This window comes from Bowdeniella massiliensis, from assembly GCF_023634005.1.
GTDB lineage: Bacteria > Actinomycetota > Actinomycetes > Actinomycetales > Actinomycetaceae > Bowdeniella > Bowdeniella massiliensis.
On sequence record NZ_JALIQR010000003.1, the window covers coordinates 135,982 to 152,598 of the forward strand.

The 16,617-nt window shown below is 64.0% G+C and carries 15 protein-coding genes; 11 read left to right on the forward strand and 4 right to left on the reverse strand.

Annotated elements, in window-relative coordinates:
- Positions 1-87: 87 nt before the first annotated feature.
- The 7 genes from MUN85_RS02885 to MUN85_RS02915 all read left to right on the forward strand — a co-directional run bounded on the left by MUN85_RS02885 (position 88) and on the right by MUN85_RS02915 (position 7,055).
- Positions 88-1,398, forward strand: a complete 1,311-nt coding sequence (locus tag MUN85_RS02885; RefSeq protein WP_250505299.1) for an ABC transporter substrate-binding protein — start codon at positions 88-90, stop codon at positions 1,396-1,398.
- A gap of 83 nt (positions 1,399-1,481) precedes the next feature.
- Positions 1,482-2,405 (forward strand): carbohydrate ABC transporter permease, encoded by a 924-nt coding sequence (locus tag MUN85_RS02890; RefSeq protein ID WP_431603538.1) that lies wholly within the window; start codon positions 1,482-1,484, stop codon positions 2,403-2,405.
- A gap of 1 nt (position 2,406) precedes the next feature.
- Complete coding sequence (locus tag MUN85_RS02895) at positions 2,407-3,306, forward strand: carbohydrate ABC transporter permease (RefSeq protein ID WP_250505301.1); 900 nt, start codon at positions 2,407-2,409, stop codon at positions 3,304-3,306.
- 83 nt (positions 3,307-3,389) lie between these two features.
- On the forward strand, positions 3,390-3,917 hold the full coding sequence (locus tag MUN85_RS02900; protein WP_222842385.1) for a GNAT family N-acetyltransferase: 528 nt from the start codon (positions 3,390-3,392) through the stop codon (positions 3,915-3,917).
- 75 nt (positions 3,918-3,992) lie between these two features.
- A complete protein-coding gene (gene glyA / locus MUN85_RS02905; RefSeq protein ID WP_348647934.1) occupies positions 3,993-5,276 on the forward strand; it encodes a serine hydroxymethyltransferase in 1,284 nt (427 codons plus the stop codon).
- Positions 5,273-6,181: a bifunctional methylenetetrahydrofolate dehydrogenase/methenyltetrahydrofolate cyclohydrolase gene (locus MUN85_RS02910; protein WP_250505302.1), complete on the forward strand. Its 909-nt coding sequence runs from the start codon at positions 5,273-5,275 to the stop codon at positions 6,179-6,181. Before glyA ends, MUN85_RS02910 begins: the two co-directional genes overlap by 4 nt.
- A 58-nt stretch (positions 6,182-6,239) precedes the next feature.
- Positions 6,240-7,055, forward strand: a complete 816-nt coding sequence (locus tag MUN85_RS02915) for an exodeoxyribonuclease III (RefSeq protein ID WP_250505303.1) — start codon at positions 6,240-6,242, stop codon at positions 7,053-7,055.
- Here MUN85_RS02915 and MUN85_RS02920 read toward each other — a convergent pair.
- Genes MUN85_RS02920 through MUN85_RS02935 form a run of 4 tightly spaced genes read right to left on the reverse strand, consistent with a single transcriptional unit; the run spans position 7,052 to position 11,496 of the window.
- Positions 7,052-8,233 carry a mannose-1-phosphate guanylyltransferase gene (locus tag MUN85_RS02920; RefSeq protein WP_250505304.1) on the reverse strand — a complete coding sequence of 394 codons (1,182 nt, stop codon included), beginning with the start codon at positions 8,231-8,233 and terminating at the stop codon, positions 7,052-7,054. The two genes, MUN85_RS02915 and MUN85_RS02920, sit on opposite strands and share 4 nt — an antisense overlap.
- Positions 8,230-9,492 (reverse strand): galactokinase, encoded by a 1,263-nt coding sequence (gene galK, locus MUN85_RS02925; protein ID WP_250505305.1) that lies wholly within the window; start codon positions 9,490-9,492, stop codon positions 8,230-8,232. Before galK ends, MUN85_RS02920 begins: the two co-directional genes overlap by 4 nt.
- 5 nt (positions 9,493-9,497) lie before the next feature.
- Positions 9,498-10,646: a galactose-1-phosphate uridylyltransferase gene (galT, locus tag MUN85_RS02930; protein WP_250505306.1), complete on the reverse strand. Its 1,149-nt coding sequence runs from the start codon at positions 10,644-10,646 to the stop codon at positions 9,498-9,500.
- A 13-nt stretch (positions 10,647-10,659) separates the two neighbouring features.
- On the reverse strand, positions 10,660-11,496 hold the full coding sequence (locus tag MUN85_RS02935; protein ID WP_092563130.1) for a DeoR/GlpR family DNA-binding transcription regulator: 837 nt from the start codon (positions 11,494-11,496) through the stop codon (positions 10,660-10,662).
- An 87-nt stretch (positions 11,497-11,583) separates the two neighbouring features.
- Between MUN85_RS02935 and MUN85_RS02940 the strand changes: the two genes are divergently transcribed.
- The 4 genes from MUN85_RS02940 to MUN85_RS02955 all read left to right on the forward strand — a co-directional run bounded on the left by MUN85_RS02940 (position 11,584) and on the right by MUN85_RS02955 (position 16,612).
- On the forward strand, positions 11,584-12,120 hold the full coding sequence (locus MUN85_RS02940) for a 2'-5' RNA ligase family protein (protein ID WP_250505307.1): 537 nt from the start codon (positions 11,584-11,586) through the stop codon (positions 12,118-12,120).
- A gap of 38 nt (positions 12,121-12,158) precedes the next feature.
- Positions 12,159-13,379 (forward strand): YihY/virulence factor BrkB family protein, encoded by a 1,221-nt coding sequence (locus MUN85_RS02945; protein WP_250505308.1) that lies wholly within the window; start codon positions 12,159-12,161, stop codon positions 13,377-13,379.
- A gap of 401 nt (positions 13,380-13,780) precedes the next feature.
- Complete coding sequence (locus MUN85_RS02950; protein WP_250505309.1) at positions 13,781-14,917, forward strand: BMP family lipoprotein; 1,137 nt, start codon at positions 13,781-13,783, stop codon at positions 14,915-14,917.
- Positions 14,918-15,049: 132 nt separating this feature from the next.
- On the forward strand, positions 15,050-16,612 hold the full coding sequence (locus MUN85_RS02955) for an ABC transporter ATP-binding protein (protein ID WP_250505310.1): 1,563 nt from the start codon (positions 15,050-15,052) through the stop codon (positions 16,610-16,612).
- Positions 16,613-16,617 lie beyond the last annotated feature (5 nt).

The following is a 16,617-nucleotide window of genomic DNA, read 5'->3' on the forward strand; positions in this document are numbered from 1 at the left end:
TGGGAGCGCTAGACTAAGACCACGCCCACACGTGTGGGGGCCCGCTGTGGGCGGGCCAGCAACGACGCAGTTTCGTGAGGAGAAGCAATGAAGCGGATCGGAGCAGTCGCGGGACTCGCCGCACTCAGCCTGGTTCTTGCCGCCTGTGGCGGCGGCGGATCATCCAATGGATCCACCACTGGTGGTTCCGGTGGCGGTTCAGGCGAAGGCGGCGGAGACGTCTCGGTCGTCAGCTGGTGGGAAGCCGGCTCGGAAAAGAAGGGCCTGGAGGCCCTCGAAGGCGTGTTTAAGAAGGAGCACTCCAACTTCACCTTTAAGAATGCGGCGGTCGCCGGTGGTGGCGGTTCCCAGGCCAAGCAGAAGCTTGCCGCGGACCTCGCAGCGAAGAACCCGCCGGATACCTTCCAAGCTCACGCGGGTGCGGAGCTGACCGACTACATCGATGCGATGCAGATCGAAGACGTATCCAACCTGTATGACGAGTTCAAGCTCAAGGATGCCTTCCCGCAGACCCTGATCGATCGCCTGACCGTGGACGGCAAGATTTACTCGGTCCCGTCCAACGTGCACCGCGCGAACGTCGTGTGGGCCAATAATGCGGTGTTGAAGGAAGCCGGCCTGGATCCGGAAAAGGCTCCGGCCGACCTCGATGCGTGGATCGCGGACATGGAGAAGGTCAAGGCCGCGGGTAAGACCCCGATCACCGTCGGCATGGCGTGGACGCAGCTCCAGCTCCTGGAGGTCGTCCTCATGGCCGATCTCGGCGCCGAAGGCTACAACGGCCTGTTTGACGGCAAGACCGCATGGGATGGCCCCGAGGTCACCAAGGCGATCGAGCACTACGCCAAGATCATGGAACTGGCCGACAAGTCCTACCTCAATGAGGACTGGGAGCCGGCCATGAACCCGGTCATCAGCGGCAACGCTGCCTACAACGTCATGGGCGACTGGGCCGTGGCGGCCTTCGACGCGGCAGGTAAGAAGTACAAGGAAGACTACGTCGCCTTCCCCGTGCCCGGCACGGACGGCATGTTCGACTTCCTCGCGGACTCCTTCACGCTGCCGGTCGGCGCCAAGAACGTTGATGGCGCCAAGGCCTGGCTGCAAACCATCTCCGGCAAGGAAGGTCAGATCGCGTTTAACACGGTCAAGGGCTCGATTCCTGCTCGCTCGGATCTGAGCGAAGAGGAACTGGGCAAATTCGGTGAATACCAGCAGGACGCGATGAAGTCCTTCGCGGAAGACACCATTGTGTCCTCGATCGCGCACGGCGCGGCGGCCCCGGTTGCCGTGTCCAACGCGATGAACGATGCCTGCGCCAAGTTTGCTCAGGGTGGCTCTGACGTGGCTGGCTTCCAGGCCGAGCTCGCCAAGGCTGCCGAACCGATGAGCAAGTAGCCTCGCGCTAGCCTCACCAGATCACCAATGAGCAGCGGGTGGCGGCGACATCGCCGCCACCCGCTGCTATGGAAGGACCAACGATGGCGAGTAAACAACGGCGAAGTTCGCGCCAGTGGTGGCGCACCTACGGTCCGCCGCTCCTTCTCATTTCTCCCTCCGTCATCCTCGTCGGGGTATTCGTCTACGGCCTCATCGCCGCCAACACCTATACCTCGATGCGCGATGCCCATACCGTCGCCCAGTACAACGGGGCACGCGAGACCTCCTTTGTGTGGTTCGAGAACTACGCCTACCTTTTCGGTAATGCGGACTTCCAGCATTCGCTGACGAACCTGCTGCTCTTCACGCTCGCGTTCCTCGTTGGCACCCTCGTCCTCGGGTTCTTGTGGGCGTGGCTGCTGGAGCGCCCGATCAAGGGAGAGGGGTTCTTCCGCTCGGTCTTCCTCTTCCCGATGGCCGTATCCTTCATCGCCTCGGGTGTGGTGTGGAAGTGGCTGCTCAACTCCGGCACCGGCGACCAGGCCAAGGGACTGAACCGTCTGTTCCACATGCTGGGGCTGAGCTTTTTAGAAAACTCCTGGACCGCGAACCTCACCTTCGGTGTCCTCGCGGTGGCGCTGCCCGCGATCTGGCAGCTCGCCGGCTATGTCATGGCCCTATTCCTTGCGGGCTTTCGGGGGATCAGCGATGACCTGCGCGAGGCCGGCCGCGTCGATGGTGCCAGCGAATGGCAGCTGTACCGGCATATCATCTTCCCGCAGCTTTCGGCCGTCGCGTTGTCCGCGGTCATCATCATTGGGCACATGGCGATGAAGTCCTTCGACCTCATCATGGCCGTGACCGATCAGCGCACCTATTCGACCAAGGTTCCCGCGATCGACATGTACAACTTCATGACCTCGGGCGACTATTCCAACGCCGCGGCCGTCGGCACGATCCTCCTCGTGATCGTGGCGATCCTCGTCGTTCCCTATCTCATCCACGACGCGAAGCAGAGGCGCTGACATGACGACCACCTCGACTCAGCCCGCTCCCGCTCTGCCAGGCGAGGAGCTCGGCCCGCGCCCGTCCCTGGATCGATCCGGCACGAAAGGCACCGCAACCGCCATCCGCTATGCGCTGCTGATCTTCTCGCTCGCCGTCGTCCTCATTCCCGTCTACGTCCTCATCATCACCTCGTTTAAGGGCTCGGCCGAGGCTGATCCGTCGCGGACCTGGTTCCTGCCCGAGGTGTGGCAGACCGCCAACTGGCAGCGGGCCTGGGACGCACTGGCCGCGCCCATCGGGCGGACGTTTGCGCTCGTTATCCCGTCCTCGATCATCTCGGCGATGCTCGGCTCGATGAACGGATTCGTCCTTTCGCGCTGGCGCTTTCCCGGGGCGAACATCATCTTCACGCTCATCTTGTTCGGCATGTTCATTCCGTACCAGGCCGTCATGATCCCGCTCATGAAGATGGTGCTGACGATGGGACTGCCCAACGGTATTCCCACGCTGATCCTCGCGCACGTCGTCTACGGCATCCCCATCACGACGCTCATTTTCCGCAACTACTACGAATCGGTTCCGCAAGAGCTCATCGAGGCCTCGCGCGTCGATGGTGCGGGCATGCTGCGCACCTATTTCTCGGTCGTACTGCCGATCTCGATTCCGAGCTTCGTCGTCGTCCTGATCTGGCAGTTCACCTCCGCGTGGAATGACTTCCTGTTCGCCCTGTTCTTAACGAACACGGAGACCGGGCCGGTCACGCTCTCCCTGAACAACCTTGCCCACGGCTCGATCATGGCGGACTACGGGGCGTCGATGGCGGGCGCGCTGCTCGCCTCCGCGCCCACACTCATCGTCTACATCCTGCTCGGCAAGTATTTCGTCGGCGGACTCATGTCGGGTTCCGTCAAGGGATAGCCGCCAGCTCCGTCGATTCCCGCGATGCCCCGAGCCTAAAAACACCGTAGGCTCGGGGCAGAGCCATCTTTAGGAGGACAGCCGTGTCTGACGTGAGAATCGACCTCATCACCGCCGAGCACGCCGGAGAACTCATGACCGTGCGCCGCGCGGCGTTCGTGACCGAAGCGCAGGTCTACGGCGATCCGCACCTGCCGGTGCTCACCGAATCGCTAGAGGACATCGATAAGGACCTCGCCCGCGAGGACGTTGTGACCCTCGGCGCATGGATTGGCACGCGGCTCGTCGGCTCGATCCGCGTCGCGATCGATGGCACCCGCGCCAAGCTTGGCCGCCTGGCTGTCACGCCCGACTTGCAAAAGCAGGGGATCGGGACGGCGCTGCTGCTCAAGGTGCTGGAATACCTGCCCGAGGATATCTCCGAGGTGTGGGTCTTTACCGCGCAGGACAAGCGCGCGAGCCTGGACATCCCCGGGATGCCCGGCCACGACGATGATTTCGATGAATACGCCGGCGAACTGACCTATTCCTACCTGCGTCGGGTGCTTGGCGAAGAAGACGAAGACGATGACGATCTCGTCGACGCTTTCGGCGCCCCCGCCGCCGATTGATCTGCGCTAGGCTCGACCTCGTCACCCATTATCGATTCGGCGCCGATGACAGCCGAAACCTAGGAGCAGGTACCCGTGACGCAGGATGTCCTTAACGCCCCACTAGCTCAGATCGATCCAGAGATTGCCGACGTGCTGACCGGGGAGTTAGACCGGCAACGTCACACCCTGGAGATGATCGCCTCCGAGAACTTCGTGCCTCGCGCCGTGTTGCAGGCCCAGGGTTCGGTGCTGACAAACAAGTACGCTGAGGGCTACCCCGGCCGGCGCTACTACGGTGGCTGCGAGCAGGTCGACATCGCGGAAAACCTCGCTATCGAGCGTGTCAAAGCGCTGTTCGGGGCCGACTACGCCAACGTCCAGCCGCACTCGGGAGCAACCGCCAATGCGGCCGTGTTGCACGCGATCGCCTCGCCCGGTGACACCCTGCTCGGCCTCGAGCTCGCCCACGGCGGCCACCTCACCCACGGCATGAAGATCAACTTCTCCGGCAAGCTGTACGACGCCAAGGCCTATGGCGTGGATCCGCAGACCTACCTCGTCGACATGGACAAGGTGCGCGAGGCGGCCCGCGAACACGAGCCGCGCGTCATCATCGCCGGATGGTCCGCCTACCCGCGCCAGCTCGACTTCGCCGCCTTCCGAGAGATCGCCGACGAGGTCGGCGCAACCCTGTGGGTCGACATGGCGCACTTCGCCGGGCTCGTCGCGGCCGGCTTGCACCCGAACCCCGTCCCACACGCCCACGTCGTCTCCTCCACCGTCCACAAGACGCTCGGCGGCCCGCGCTCCGGACTCATCCTGTCCTCCGACGCCGAGACCTTCGGCCGCAAGCTCAACTCGGCCGTCTTCCCCGGCCAGCAGGGCGGCCCGCTCATGCACGTCATCGCGGCGAAGGCCACCGCCTTCAAGCTCGCCGGCAGCCCGGAATTCGCCGAGCGCCAGCAGCGCACCATCGAAGGCGCCAAGATCCTCGCCGAGCGGCTGCTCGCTGATGATATGAAGGACTCCGGCGTCTCCGTCCTGACCGGCGGCACCGACGTCCACCTCGTGCTCGTCGACCTGCGTAATTCCGAGCTCGATGGCAAGCAGGCCGAAGACCTGCTGCACGCTGCCGGCATCACCGTCAACCGCAACGCGATCCCGTTCGACCCGCGCCCGCCGATGGTGACCTCCGGGCTGCGGATCGGTACCCCGGCGCTCGCCACGCGCGGCTTTGGCGCGACCGAGTTCGCCGAGGTCGCCGACGTCATCGCCATCGCGCTGCGCGATGGGACGGGTGCCGACGTCGAGTCCCTGAAGGCGCGCGTTACCAAGCTGACCGAGAACTTCCCGCTGTACGACGGGCTCGTCCAGTGAGGGCGCCCTGGCAAGGGCCAGCCAAGGTCCTTGATGGCAAGGCAACGGCGGCCGAGATCAAGTCCGAACTGGCCGAGCGGGTCGCCGCGCTGAAGGCGCGCGGCATCACGCCGGGCCTCGGGACGGTGCTCGTCGGCGAGGATCCCGGCAGCGTGTCCTACGTCGCGGGCAAGCACCGCGACTGCGAGCAGGTGGGAATCGCCTCCATCCGCGAGGACCTGCCTGCTGACGCCAGCGAGGACGATATCCGCGCCGCGATCACGCGGCTGAATAACGATCCGGCGTGCACGGGCTACATCGTCCAGCTGCCGCTGCCCAAGGGCGTCGATACCAACGCACTGCTGGAGCTCATCGATCCGGACAAGGACGCCGACGGGCTGCATCCGACGAACCTCGGGCGGCTCGTGCTGCGGGTCTCCGAGGACATCGACACGCCGCTGCCGTGCACGCCGCGCGCCGTCATCGAGCTCATGCAGCGCCACGGGATCGACCTCAACGGCGCCGACGTGTGCGTCGTCGGCCGCGGGACCACCGTCGGGCGCTCTATCGGGTTGCTCATGGGCCGCAAGGACGTCAACGCCACGGTCACGAGCTGCCACACCGGAACGACGGACCTGGCCGACAAGGTCCGGGCCGCCGATGTCGTCGTCGCTGCCTCGGGCGTCGCCGGGCTCATCACGCCCGAGATGCTCAAGCCCGGCGCCATCGTCCTGGACGTCGGCGTCTCGCGCGTCGTTGATGAGGCGAGCGGCAAGGCCCGCCTGCAGGGCGACGTCGCCGACGGGGTCGACGCAGTCGCCTCCTGGCTCTCACCCAACCCCGGGGGAGTGGGCCCGATGACGCGCGCGCTGCTGCTCGTCAACGTCGTGGAAGCGGCCGAACGCGCCGCCGCCGCGAAGGCGTAGCGCGCGCCGGAAACGAGGTCTCGTCGAGCGTATCCGCGCCGCATGCGACGATAGGGGCATGCTTTCGATCTCTACCGTCAACGTCAACGGAATCCGCGCCGCCGCCCGCCGCGGCATGCCCGACTGGCTCACCCATGCCGCTCCGGACATCCTGCTGCTGCAAGAGGTGCGCGCCAACCGCGCCCAGCTCGATGAGGTTTTCGAAACGACGGACACGATCCACCTGCACGATTCCCGCCTGAAGGGCCGGGCAGGCGTCGCCGTCATCTCCGCGCTGCCGCACGGTGAGGTCCGCACCGGGCTGAGCGAGGGGGAACCGGACGTGGATTCGGGCCGCTGGCTGGAAGTCGATCTCAGCGTGCCGGAACTTCAGCGTCCGCTGACGGTCATCTCCACCTACTTGCACTCGGGCACCGTCGGCACCGAGAAGATGGACTTCAAATACGCCCACCTCGATCGGGTCGGTGCGCGCCTGCACGAGCTCGCCGCCGATATGGCCGCCGGTCGCCGCGAGGTCCTCATCGCGGGCGATTTCAACATCGTGCGCAGCGAGCGGGACATCAAGAACTGGAAGGGCAACTACAACAAGACGGCGGGCGTGCTGCAAGACGAGATCGACCACCTCGATCGCTGGTTCGATGAGCTTGGTTTCGTCGACGTCCACCGTCAGCTAGCGGGCGGCGTGCAAGGCCCCTACACGTGGTGGTCCTGGCGCGGCAAGGCCTACGACAACGACGCCGGCTGGCGCATCGACTACCAGATGGCGAGCCCCGGCCTCGCCGCAGCCGCGCGCGAGGCGCACGTCTTTCGCGCCGAGACGTGGGCGGAGCGGTTTTCCGATCACGCCCCGCTCACGGTGCGCTACGAGCTTTAGGCCAGGTCCTCCCGGCCGCGCTCGGCGAGCAGCTTCGGGATCTCACCGACGCCCTGGGCCTGATCGGCCGTCGTAATGAGGATGGCATCGTCGGTCAACGTGACAACGACGTTCTCGATCCCCTTCGCGATCACCACGGGCAGGTCATCACCCGTGCGGTGATCGACGACGAGCGCGCCCGGGGAATCGAGCGCGAAGGCATGCTCGGAGACGTCCACGTCGAGGTGTTGACGCAGCGCCGCCATATCTCCCAGGTCATCCCAGCCGAGATCGGCGGGCGCGGGAACAACAGCGACGCCGCCGTCTGCGGCGACCGGCTCGGCTATAGCGTGATCGATCGCGATGGCCTCGAGCGCATCCCAGTGCTCAGCTAGCGCAGCCTGCCGGTCTTCGCTGTCCCACGCCTGCGCAATGGCATCGATACGGTCCGCGAAATCCGGCATGAGCGAGTGTAGGTGGCGCGCCAGGACATCGGCTCGCATGACGAACATTCCCGCGTTCCAGACGTACTCGCCGGACTCCAGGTAGGCGCTAGCGCGCTCCGCATCGGGTTTTTCGACGAACTGGCTTGCTCGGTAGGCGGGCAGCGGGGGAGCGATCGGATGCGGGCCGGTCACGTGCAGGGAGGTTTGGGCGAGCATCGTCGCCGCGATCGCGAGCTCCGGCTTTGAATCCGGCGTCTCGGCAGCGGACAGTTCGAGCTCGCTGCCGAGTTTGATGTAGCCGAAGCCCGTCGCGGCATGCGTCGGGGTGATGCCGATCGTCGTAATGTAGCCATCTTCCGCGCACGTGAGCGCGGTCAGGACCGCATCGTGGAAGGAGTCCTCATTGTCGATGACGTGGTCGGCGGCAAAGGAGCCGACAAGGACGTCCTCCCCGTAGCGGCGGGCCGCGATCGCGCTCGCGAGCGCGATCGCGGGCAGCGAGTTGCGGCCTGACGGCTCGGTAATGATCGCCGTGGTAGGCAGGCCTGTCTGCTCGGCGACGGCCTCGGCGTGCGCGGCGCCCGTGACGATGAGGGTCTCATCGGCGAGCGATTCGAGGCGGTCAACGGTCGAGCGCAGCAGGCTCGAGCCCGAGCCGGTGAGGTCGAGCAGGAACTTGGGGTGGTGGCGCCGCGACAGGGGCCACAGGCGCGTGCCCGCACCCCCCGCGGGAATGATGGCAACGAAGGTCATGGCTCAATCGTGTCATGAGCAAAGCCCGGCGCGGCTGCGATTGCGGCATACAGGTGGGGCTCGGCGAAGCCTCCGGCGGCAAATGCCGCGCGGATCGCGGCCGCGGTATCAGCGGCACGCTCGCTGGTGGTAAGGACGATGGCGCTACCGCCAAATCCGCCGCCCGTCATACGTGCGCCGATCGCGCCCACCGAGCGGGCTGTCTCGACCACGAGGTCGAGCTCGGGGCACGTCACCTCGTAGTCATCGCGCAGGGAGGCATGCGAGGCGAACATGAGCTCGCCGAGCGCGAGCCTACCCTCAGACGTGGCGAGCGCGCCGTCCTGAAGCAGCGCAATGAAGCCGCGCGTGCGGCCGATTTCGGTCACGACGTGGCGCGTGCGAGCAACCAGGCGGTCGCGGTCGGCCGCCGGTGCCCGTTCGGCGAGCTGGGCGAGCGCCGAATCGAGATCGGTGATGTCGGCGAGCAACGGGATATCGAGCAGCTGCGCGGCCCGCTCACAATCGGTACGCCGGGCCGCATACTGCCCATCGACCAGCGCGTGTGGTGCCCGCGTATCGACGACGAGGAGCGTCGCGCCTGCCGCTTCGAGGTCGAGCGGCACGTGGGAGATCTCGCGGGTGCGGCAATCGAGGGCGAGCGCGTGACCTTCGTGGGCGCGCAGTGACGCGGCCTGGTCCATGCCGCCGGTCGGGGCGCCCGCGATCTCGTTTTCGGCCCGCACGCACGCCTCAACCCAGCGCGCGCGGGTCTCGTCATCGCCGAGCGTAAGGGGGGAGCCGGTCGCGGTCGCGAGCGCTACCGCGACGGCGCACTCTAACGCGGCGGAGGAGGACAGGCCCGCGCCGAAGGGCACGCACGAGTCGATGGCGATGTCGAAGCCCGGGCAGCGTTGCAAGAGCCCGGCCTGCTCGGCAGACCACGCGACGCCCACGACGTAGCTGGCCCAGCCAAGGTCCGCGCCGGGGACCACGTCATCGAGCGAGACCTCGACCACCCCGTCGGCCTGCGCGGAGGTGAGCCGAACGGTACGGTCTTCGCGCAGCCGCACGTGAGCAAACGTGCGGTGGGGCAGGGCGATCGGCAGGGCGAGCCCGCCGTTGTAGTCGGTGTGCTCTCCAATGAGGTTGACTCGGCCGGGCGCCGAGCCGATGACGGCGGGGCGCTCGGACGCACCGAAGGCGGCCTCAGCCAGTCGCGTCACGAGCTCGGTGCCGGCGGCAAGGCTCAACGGCTCCGAAGTCTGCCAGGTCGTCATTTCCCTCACCGCGTGGGTCGTTCGGCGGAGGCGAGAGCGAGTGCGCTGCGGAAGCGTTCGGCGATGTTCTCGGGGCTGGTATCCGAGATCCACGCGCCCATGCCCGATTCGGATCCGGCCAGGTACTTCAGCTTGCCGGGCGAGCGCAGGAAGGAGAAGTACTGCAGGTGTAGGCGGAGGTCCTCGCGACCGGGCCCGATGACGGACTGGTTCCACGAGGCGATATAGGGCATGTTGAGCTTGCCGACCTTGTCGGCGAAGAAGTAGTTTCCGGCCGCCAGCAGATCCAGGTACATGTGCGAGAGCTCAGATTTCTCGTCCTCGTTCAGTGCGGCGAGGTCAGGAACGTTGCGGCGCGGCACGAGGTGGGCCTCAATCGGCCACTTCGCAGCGACCGGGACATACAGCACCCAGTGTTCGCCTTCGGCAAGGATGCGGGTTCCCGCGCGCAGTTCGGCGGCGAGGACGTCGTCGTGCAGTTGGCGTCCCGTGGCCTGCCGGTAGGCGGTAGCGCGCTGCAGCATCGCGGCGGAGCGAGGCGGAATGTAGGGGTAGGCGTAGATCTGACCGTGGGGGTGGTGCAGGGTGACGCCGATTTCCTCCCCGTGGTTTTCGAAGCAGAAGACCTGTTTGATGCCCTCGAGCTCGCTGAGCTCACGGGTGCGATCCGCCCAGGCTTCGATGACGGTGCGCATGCGCTTGGGGCCCATGTCGACGAGATTTTCTTCCAGGCGCGGGCCAAAGCAGATGACCTCGCAGCGGCCTGCCGCCGGAGCAGCGGCGAAGAGCTCCTCGCCATCGACGTGGACGATCCCGGTGTCCTCGCCGGGAACCGCAAGCAGGGACGGGAAGCGGTTTTCAAAGACGACAACGTCGTAGTCGGTGTCGGGAACTTCGCCGTCTTGATACTCGGCTCCGGGCCGCGCAGGCGCGAGCGGATTGGCGTCAGCGGGCGGCAGGAACGTGCGGTTCATCCGGTGGGTGGCCATCGGAATCCACTCGCCGGTGAGGGGGCACTGTCGCATTTGAGGTCCCGCGCTCATGGACTCGAATCGATCGGGTAGCGGGCGCGGGTCATCAAGCCGCCTAGTGGCCTTCCCCGAGGCATAGGGCTCGGAATCATCGAAGTAGATGAGCTCGCGGCCATCTGCCATGCGAGTGGTAGTTTTACGCATCGCGTTTCGCGACCTCCAGGTTAATTCCATGGTTGACGAGCGATTCCCGCGTCGCCCTATCGGGTTCTTGATCGGTGACGATGACCCCGATGCGAGAGGGATGGCAGAAGCTTCGCAGGCCCGCAACGCCCCACTTGGTGTGGTCTAGGACCGCGACGACCGTGCGGGAGGCCTCAATCATTGCGGTGTTCGTTGCCGCTTCCGACATGTTGGGCGTCATGAGTCCGACTTCCAGGTCATAGCCATGTGCGCCGGCAAAGACCCAGTCGAGGCGCAGCTGCTGGAAGGTTTCAATCGCGAGCATGCCCACGAGCGCGTCGGACGGGGTGCGCTCGCCGCCCGAGAGCATGACGGTCGGTGCGGTCTTGCCTTCGGCCCGGGCTTGCAGTGTCGCCTCGTACAGCACTTGAGCGGCCGGCAGCGAGTTTGTCACGATCGTGAGCGTTGCGAAGTGGGGGAGTGTTGTCAGGGCTCGGGCAACGGCGAGGGTCGTGGTGCCAGCGGTGAGAGCCACGGCTTCGCCCGGACGGATTCGAGGGACCGCGACCTCGGCGATGCGGGCCTTCTCACTCACGTACTGAATCGACTTTGATTCAAAGGAAGGCTCCACAGCCGCCGGCTCGAGCGCGACCGCACCACCGTGAACGCGATCAACGAGTCCACGGTCGACAAGTTCGGTGATATCGCGACGCGCGGTCATCTCCGAGACTCCCAGGCTCGAGACGATCTCCGCGACTCGCACGGCGCCATGATCTTCGACCCAGGCAAGAATTCTCTCTTGGCGTTGCCGTGCCAGAAGGGGTGGCCCGCCGTTAGCTGCTTTGCTCATGGTCCTATTGTTGCAAAACAAACACAATCGAACAAGATCGAACGGCTGGCGGCGTGAAAATCGTCGAGCCGCGATAAGCTGACCTGGATGGTTGCGTCCCGAAGTCTCTACGCCTGTGTGATCCTGCCCTTGTCGGGATCGCTAGCGCGCGCGGTCCGCGACGCTCGGTCGGCCTCCCTTCCGCCCGGCATCGAAGTTCCGACCCATATCACCGTGCTGCCGCCCTGGCGGGCGACGGCTGGTGAGATCAACGCGCTCTTAGCGCACACCGCTACGGTGGGGGAAACATGCTCGCCGTTTGAAGTGTCGTCCGGGGGGATCGGTACCTTCGAGCCGATTTCGCCCGTCGTCTATCTCAACATTGCGCGGGGACGCGAATCCATCTTCCGATTGCATCGCCAGCTCAAGGCGGGTGTACCCGGCGCCGATTTTAGGTTCCCATTCGTCCCGCACATCACCCTCGCTCAAATCGATGATGATGCTCAGCTCGACGCGGTTCGCGAGCGCATGGCGGACTTCTCTGGCAGCAGTCTCGTCACCGATATGTGTGTTGTCACCGGCCCATCGCTGGAGCACTGGTCCGAGCAAGAGTGCGTGAAACTCAGCGGACCGGGATCGCGGTAAATGTCGCCTGGAGCCTGCACCATCGATAGCCTGGCTCCATGACCAGCCTGGAAGATAACCCGCGAATTGACGAGGCGACAGTTGTCGCAGTTGAGAAGATCTCCCTCAAAGAGTTGCTTGCAAGTGAATCGAGCGCCGTGGGCAAAGCCAAGGCGATCTTCACGTGGTACCAATCCACTCGCGTCGGTCGCGCTATGTCGCGCCTATCGATGGCCTCGGGATTTTACTTAGCCGGTGGTATCGCTTATGCCGCACTGTTTTCCATCTTCGCCGCATTAGCCATCGGGTGGACGATCTTCATGGCGGTGCTCGGCGGAAATGACCAGCTGCGCGCCTCGGTGATCGACTCGGTCAATACCGCGCTGCCGGGAATGATTGACAACGGATCCAATAATGGCTTGGTCAGCCCGGACAGTCTCGTGCTCGATACGGCGTTGAACTTGACGTCCATCATCGCGTTCGTGGTCCTGCTGTGGTCGGCGCTCGCGGTGATGACCGCACTTCGCACGTCGATCCAAAAGATGTTCGGCATCGTCGGCGCCCCGGTGAGTTTCGTTGTCGGCAAGCTCAAAGACCTGTCCGGATTCGTTGTCCTTGCTCTCGCTGTGCTTGTCACTTCGGCGCTCGGCATCGCCGCGGGCACGCTCGGCACCGCGATCCTGGACTGGCTCGGCGTTGAGGGGGCTGTCGCGGGCTTCTTGCTGCGTGCCGTCTCCTTCCTCATTGCCGCTGCGGTCGACTTTGCAGTCTTTGTCTTCCTCTTCCGATTCGTGGCGGGAATGCGAGTGCCAACGAAGGACCTCGTGATGGGGGCGGGGCTTGCAGCGATCGCCTCGTCGGTGCTTCGCGTCGTGGGAACGGCCGCTGTGGGCTCGGTCAGCGATGACCCTGTGCTAGCTGGTGCGACCGCACTTGTCACCCTGCTGTTGTGGGTCAACCTGCTTGCCCGCGTCACGTTGCTGATGGCGGCATTTACCGCCAACCCTCCGGCCCCGGTCACGCCGGACTCACCGGAGGAAATTCGCCAGAATGAATCGCCCAACTATGTCACCGTTTCGGATCCTCGAACGCTGAACTGGGATTTCCAAGCGATGACCGGCGCGCTCAATCCCGATCCCTCGCTCAATCCGGACGCTGAGCCCAAGGAACCCGAGACGCCCTATTGGGGCGGTATCATTGGTGCATACAAAAAGTGGCGGATCAAACGCACTGAAGCCAAGCTCGCGAAGATGCGGCGCCATTACTACCACGGCGAATAAAGGCCGAGCTGCTTTGATTGCGATAGCCGTCATAGATGGTTTAGTGAAACGTTAGTTCCGGTCGCTTTTGCGTTGCTTGATTGTGAGCTGAAACTCAGCCGTGTGCCGAAGATCATGGCGTCAAGGGCGTTCCATGGTGCGGCACAGGGCTCTCTCCCACGTATGCTGGAGGAGAAGTCGAAACAGGTTCGACGAGACCCATTCGTCAACGAGGTAGATGAGGTCATTGTGATTGAGTCCATCTCCGTCCCGAATTGGTAACGAAACGAAAATCCAAGGACAAAGACTTCGGACATGGAAACAACTCGTCGTACGATGTTTTGGACATATCGCCACAGGGCTACAACGGAGTCGTCCGTTGAGCTCCCCTCTGTGGCGGCAGACTGCAGGTAGGAGAACCCGTGAAGAAGTCAGTACTCTTCAGCACCATGGCCGCTGCGGCCCTGGTTCTTTCAGCATGTGGCCAGGCGCCCGACAGCACGCCTACCGCCACGAACAACAAGACCGACAGCACCGGCGAAGCGACCGATGGCGCCAAGGACGGCGTGGATTACGCCAAGTTCAAGGCGTGCATGGTCTCCGATGAAGGCGGCTTTGATGACCGCTCCTTCAACCAGTCCGGTTTCGAAGGCCTGAAGAAGGCCGAAAGCGAACTCGGAGTCCAGGTCGCCACGGCTGAATCCCACAGCCCGGGTGACTTCCAGCAGAACATCGACTCCCTCATGGGTCAGAACTGCAACCTGATCATCGGCGTTGGCTTCATGCTCAACGACGCGATCCGTGATTCGGCGCGCGCCAACGAGGACGTCCACTTCGCTCTCATCGACTCTCGCATCACCGAGGGCCAGGGCGAGGACTTCAAGGTGCTCGATCTGCCGAACGCCAAGCCCCTCGTCTTCAACACCGCTGAAGCTGGCTACCTCGCGGGCTACGCCGCTGCAGGTATGTCGGAGTCGGGCAAGCTCGGCACCTTCGGCGGCATGGACCTGCCCTCGGTGAAGATCTTCATGGATGGCTTTGAAGACGGCATGAAGAAGTACAACGAGGACAACGGCAAGTCCGTCACGCTCGCAGGCTGGTCGAAGGACTCACAGACCGGCCAGTTCGTTGGTAACTTCTCCGACACCAACAAGGGCAAGCAGATCACCGAGAACATGCTCGCCCAGGGCGTCGATATCGTGATGCCGGTTGCTGGCCCGGTTGGCTCCGGTACGGTTGCCGCCGTCAAGGAGCAGGGCAAGGGCTCGGTCGTGTGGGTTGACTCCGATGGCTTCGAGTCCACCGCAGACGGCGCCGTCATGCTCACCTCTGTCGTGAAGGAAATCGGCCAGTCCGTCTTCGACACGATCAAGGCTGCTGCTGAAGGCAGCTACAGCTCTGAGGCCTACGTGGGCACCCTGGAAAACGGTGGTGTCGCGATGGCTCCGTTCCACGACTTTGAGGACAAAGTCCCCGCGGAACTGAAGGATGCCCTGGAGAAGATCAAGGAACAGATCATCTCCGGCGAGATCAAGGTTGAGACTGAGAACCAGCCGTAAAGCTCGCAATCGGCCCGCGAGAGATGCCAGGGGAATTTTCTCCGACATGCTCGCGGGCCGACCCATACTCTCCTTAATTCCATCCGACTGCCTGCCCGCATCGGTGCGGGCCAGACTGACAGGAACAGCCAAGTGAAACTCGAACTTCGCGGGATCACTAAGGTTTTCGGGCCCCTCGTGGCCAACGACTCTATTGATCTAGTCGTCGAACCTGGTGAAATCCATGCGTTGCTCGGTGAGAACGGCGCCGGTAAATCCACGCTGATGAACGTCCTTTACGGGCTTTATCAGCCGGACGGTGGCGAGATTCTCATCGACGACAAACCCGTCACATTCAACGGTCCCGGCGACGCCGTCGCCGCCGGTATCGGCATGGTGCACCAGCACTTCATGCTCGTCCCCGTCTTTACCGTCTCCGAATCCGTTGCCCTCGGCTACGAACCAACCGGTCCACTCGGGATCATTTCCACCGAACGTGCCGCCGCCAAGGTGAAGGAACTGTCCGACCGCTTTGGCTTCAATATCGATCCAGATGCCTACATCGAGGACCTGTCGGTCGGCGCACAGCAGCGAGTCGAGATCATCAAGGCACTCTCCCGGGATGCTGAGGTCCTCATTCTCGATGAGCCAACCGCTGTGCTCACCCCGCAGGAAACAGATGAACTGCTGCAGATCATGCGGGAGCTGAAGGAGCAGGGCCGCTCCATCATCCTCATCACCCATAAGCTACGTGAAGTCAAAGCCGTCGCTGACAAGATCACCGTCATCCGTCGCGGCAAAGTCGTTGGTACCGCCGATCCTTCCGCATCGGAAACAGAGCTCGCCTCGGCCATGGTGGGCCGCGCTGTCGACCTTGGAGTCGACAAGAAGGCTGCGCAGCCGGGCAACGCCGACTTCCAGATCAAGAACCTCACGGTGCTCGACCATCTCGGACGCGCCGAAGTCCGCGATCTCAGCTTCGATGTTCACGCGGGCGAGATCGTGGCAATCGCGGGTGTTCAGGGCAATGGCCAAACCGAACTCGCCGAAGCAATCTTGGGCCTGCGCGACATCTCCCAGGGCTCGATCGAGCTGGACGGCAAGCCGCTGGCAGGGATGAACGTCAAGAGCCGCCTGAAGGCCGGAATCGGCTTCGTTCCCGAAGACCGCTCCACCGACGGCATGATCGCGACGTTCTCCATCGCCGAGAACATGATCCTCGATATGTACGATCGCGAACCCTTCGCCAAGGGCGTCAATATGAACAAGTCGGTGATCGCAAAGAACGCTGAGGAACGTCGCGATGAGTTCGATGTTCGCGTCACCTCAGTCTTTGATCCCATTTCGACGCTGTCTGGCGGTAACCAGCAAAAGGTCATTCTCGCCCGCGAAATGTCTCGCGATCTCCACCTCCTGGTGGCATCCCAGCCCACGCGCGGGCTCGATGTCGGCTCGATCGAGTTCGTCCACGCCCGCATCGTCGCGGAACGAGACAAGGGCACGCCAGTGCTCATTGTCTCGACCGAACTCGATGAGATCTATGCCCTCGCCGACCGCATCGCGGTCATGTACGGCGGCAAGCTTGTCGGCATGGTCACGCCCGATACCCCTCGCTCGGTCCTCGGCCTGATGATGGCTGGCGTTCCCTATGAGGAAGCCGTCGCACAGGCCGAATCCGATCAACAGTCGGCGGAAATCGCCAAGGAGGAGTCATGACACAG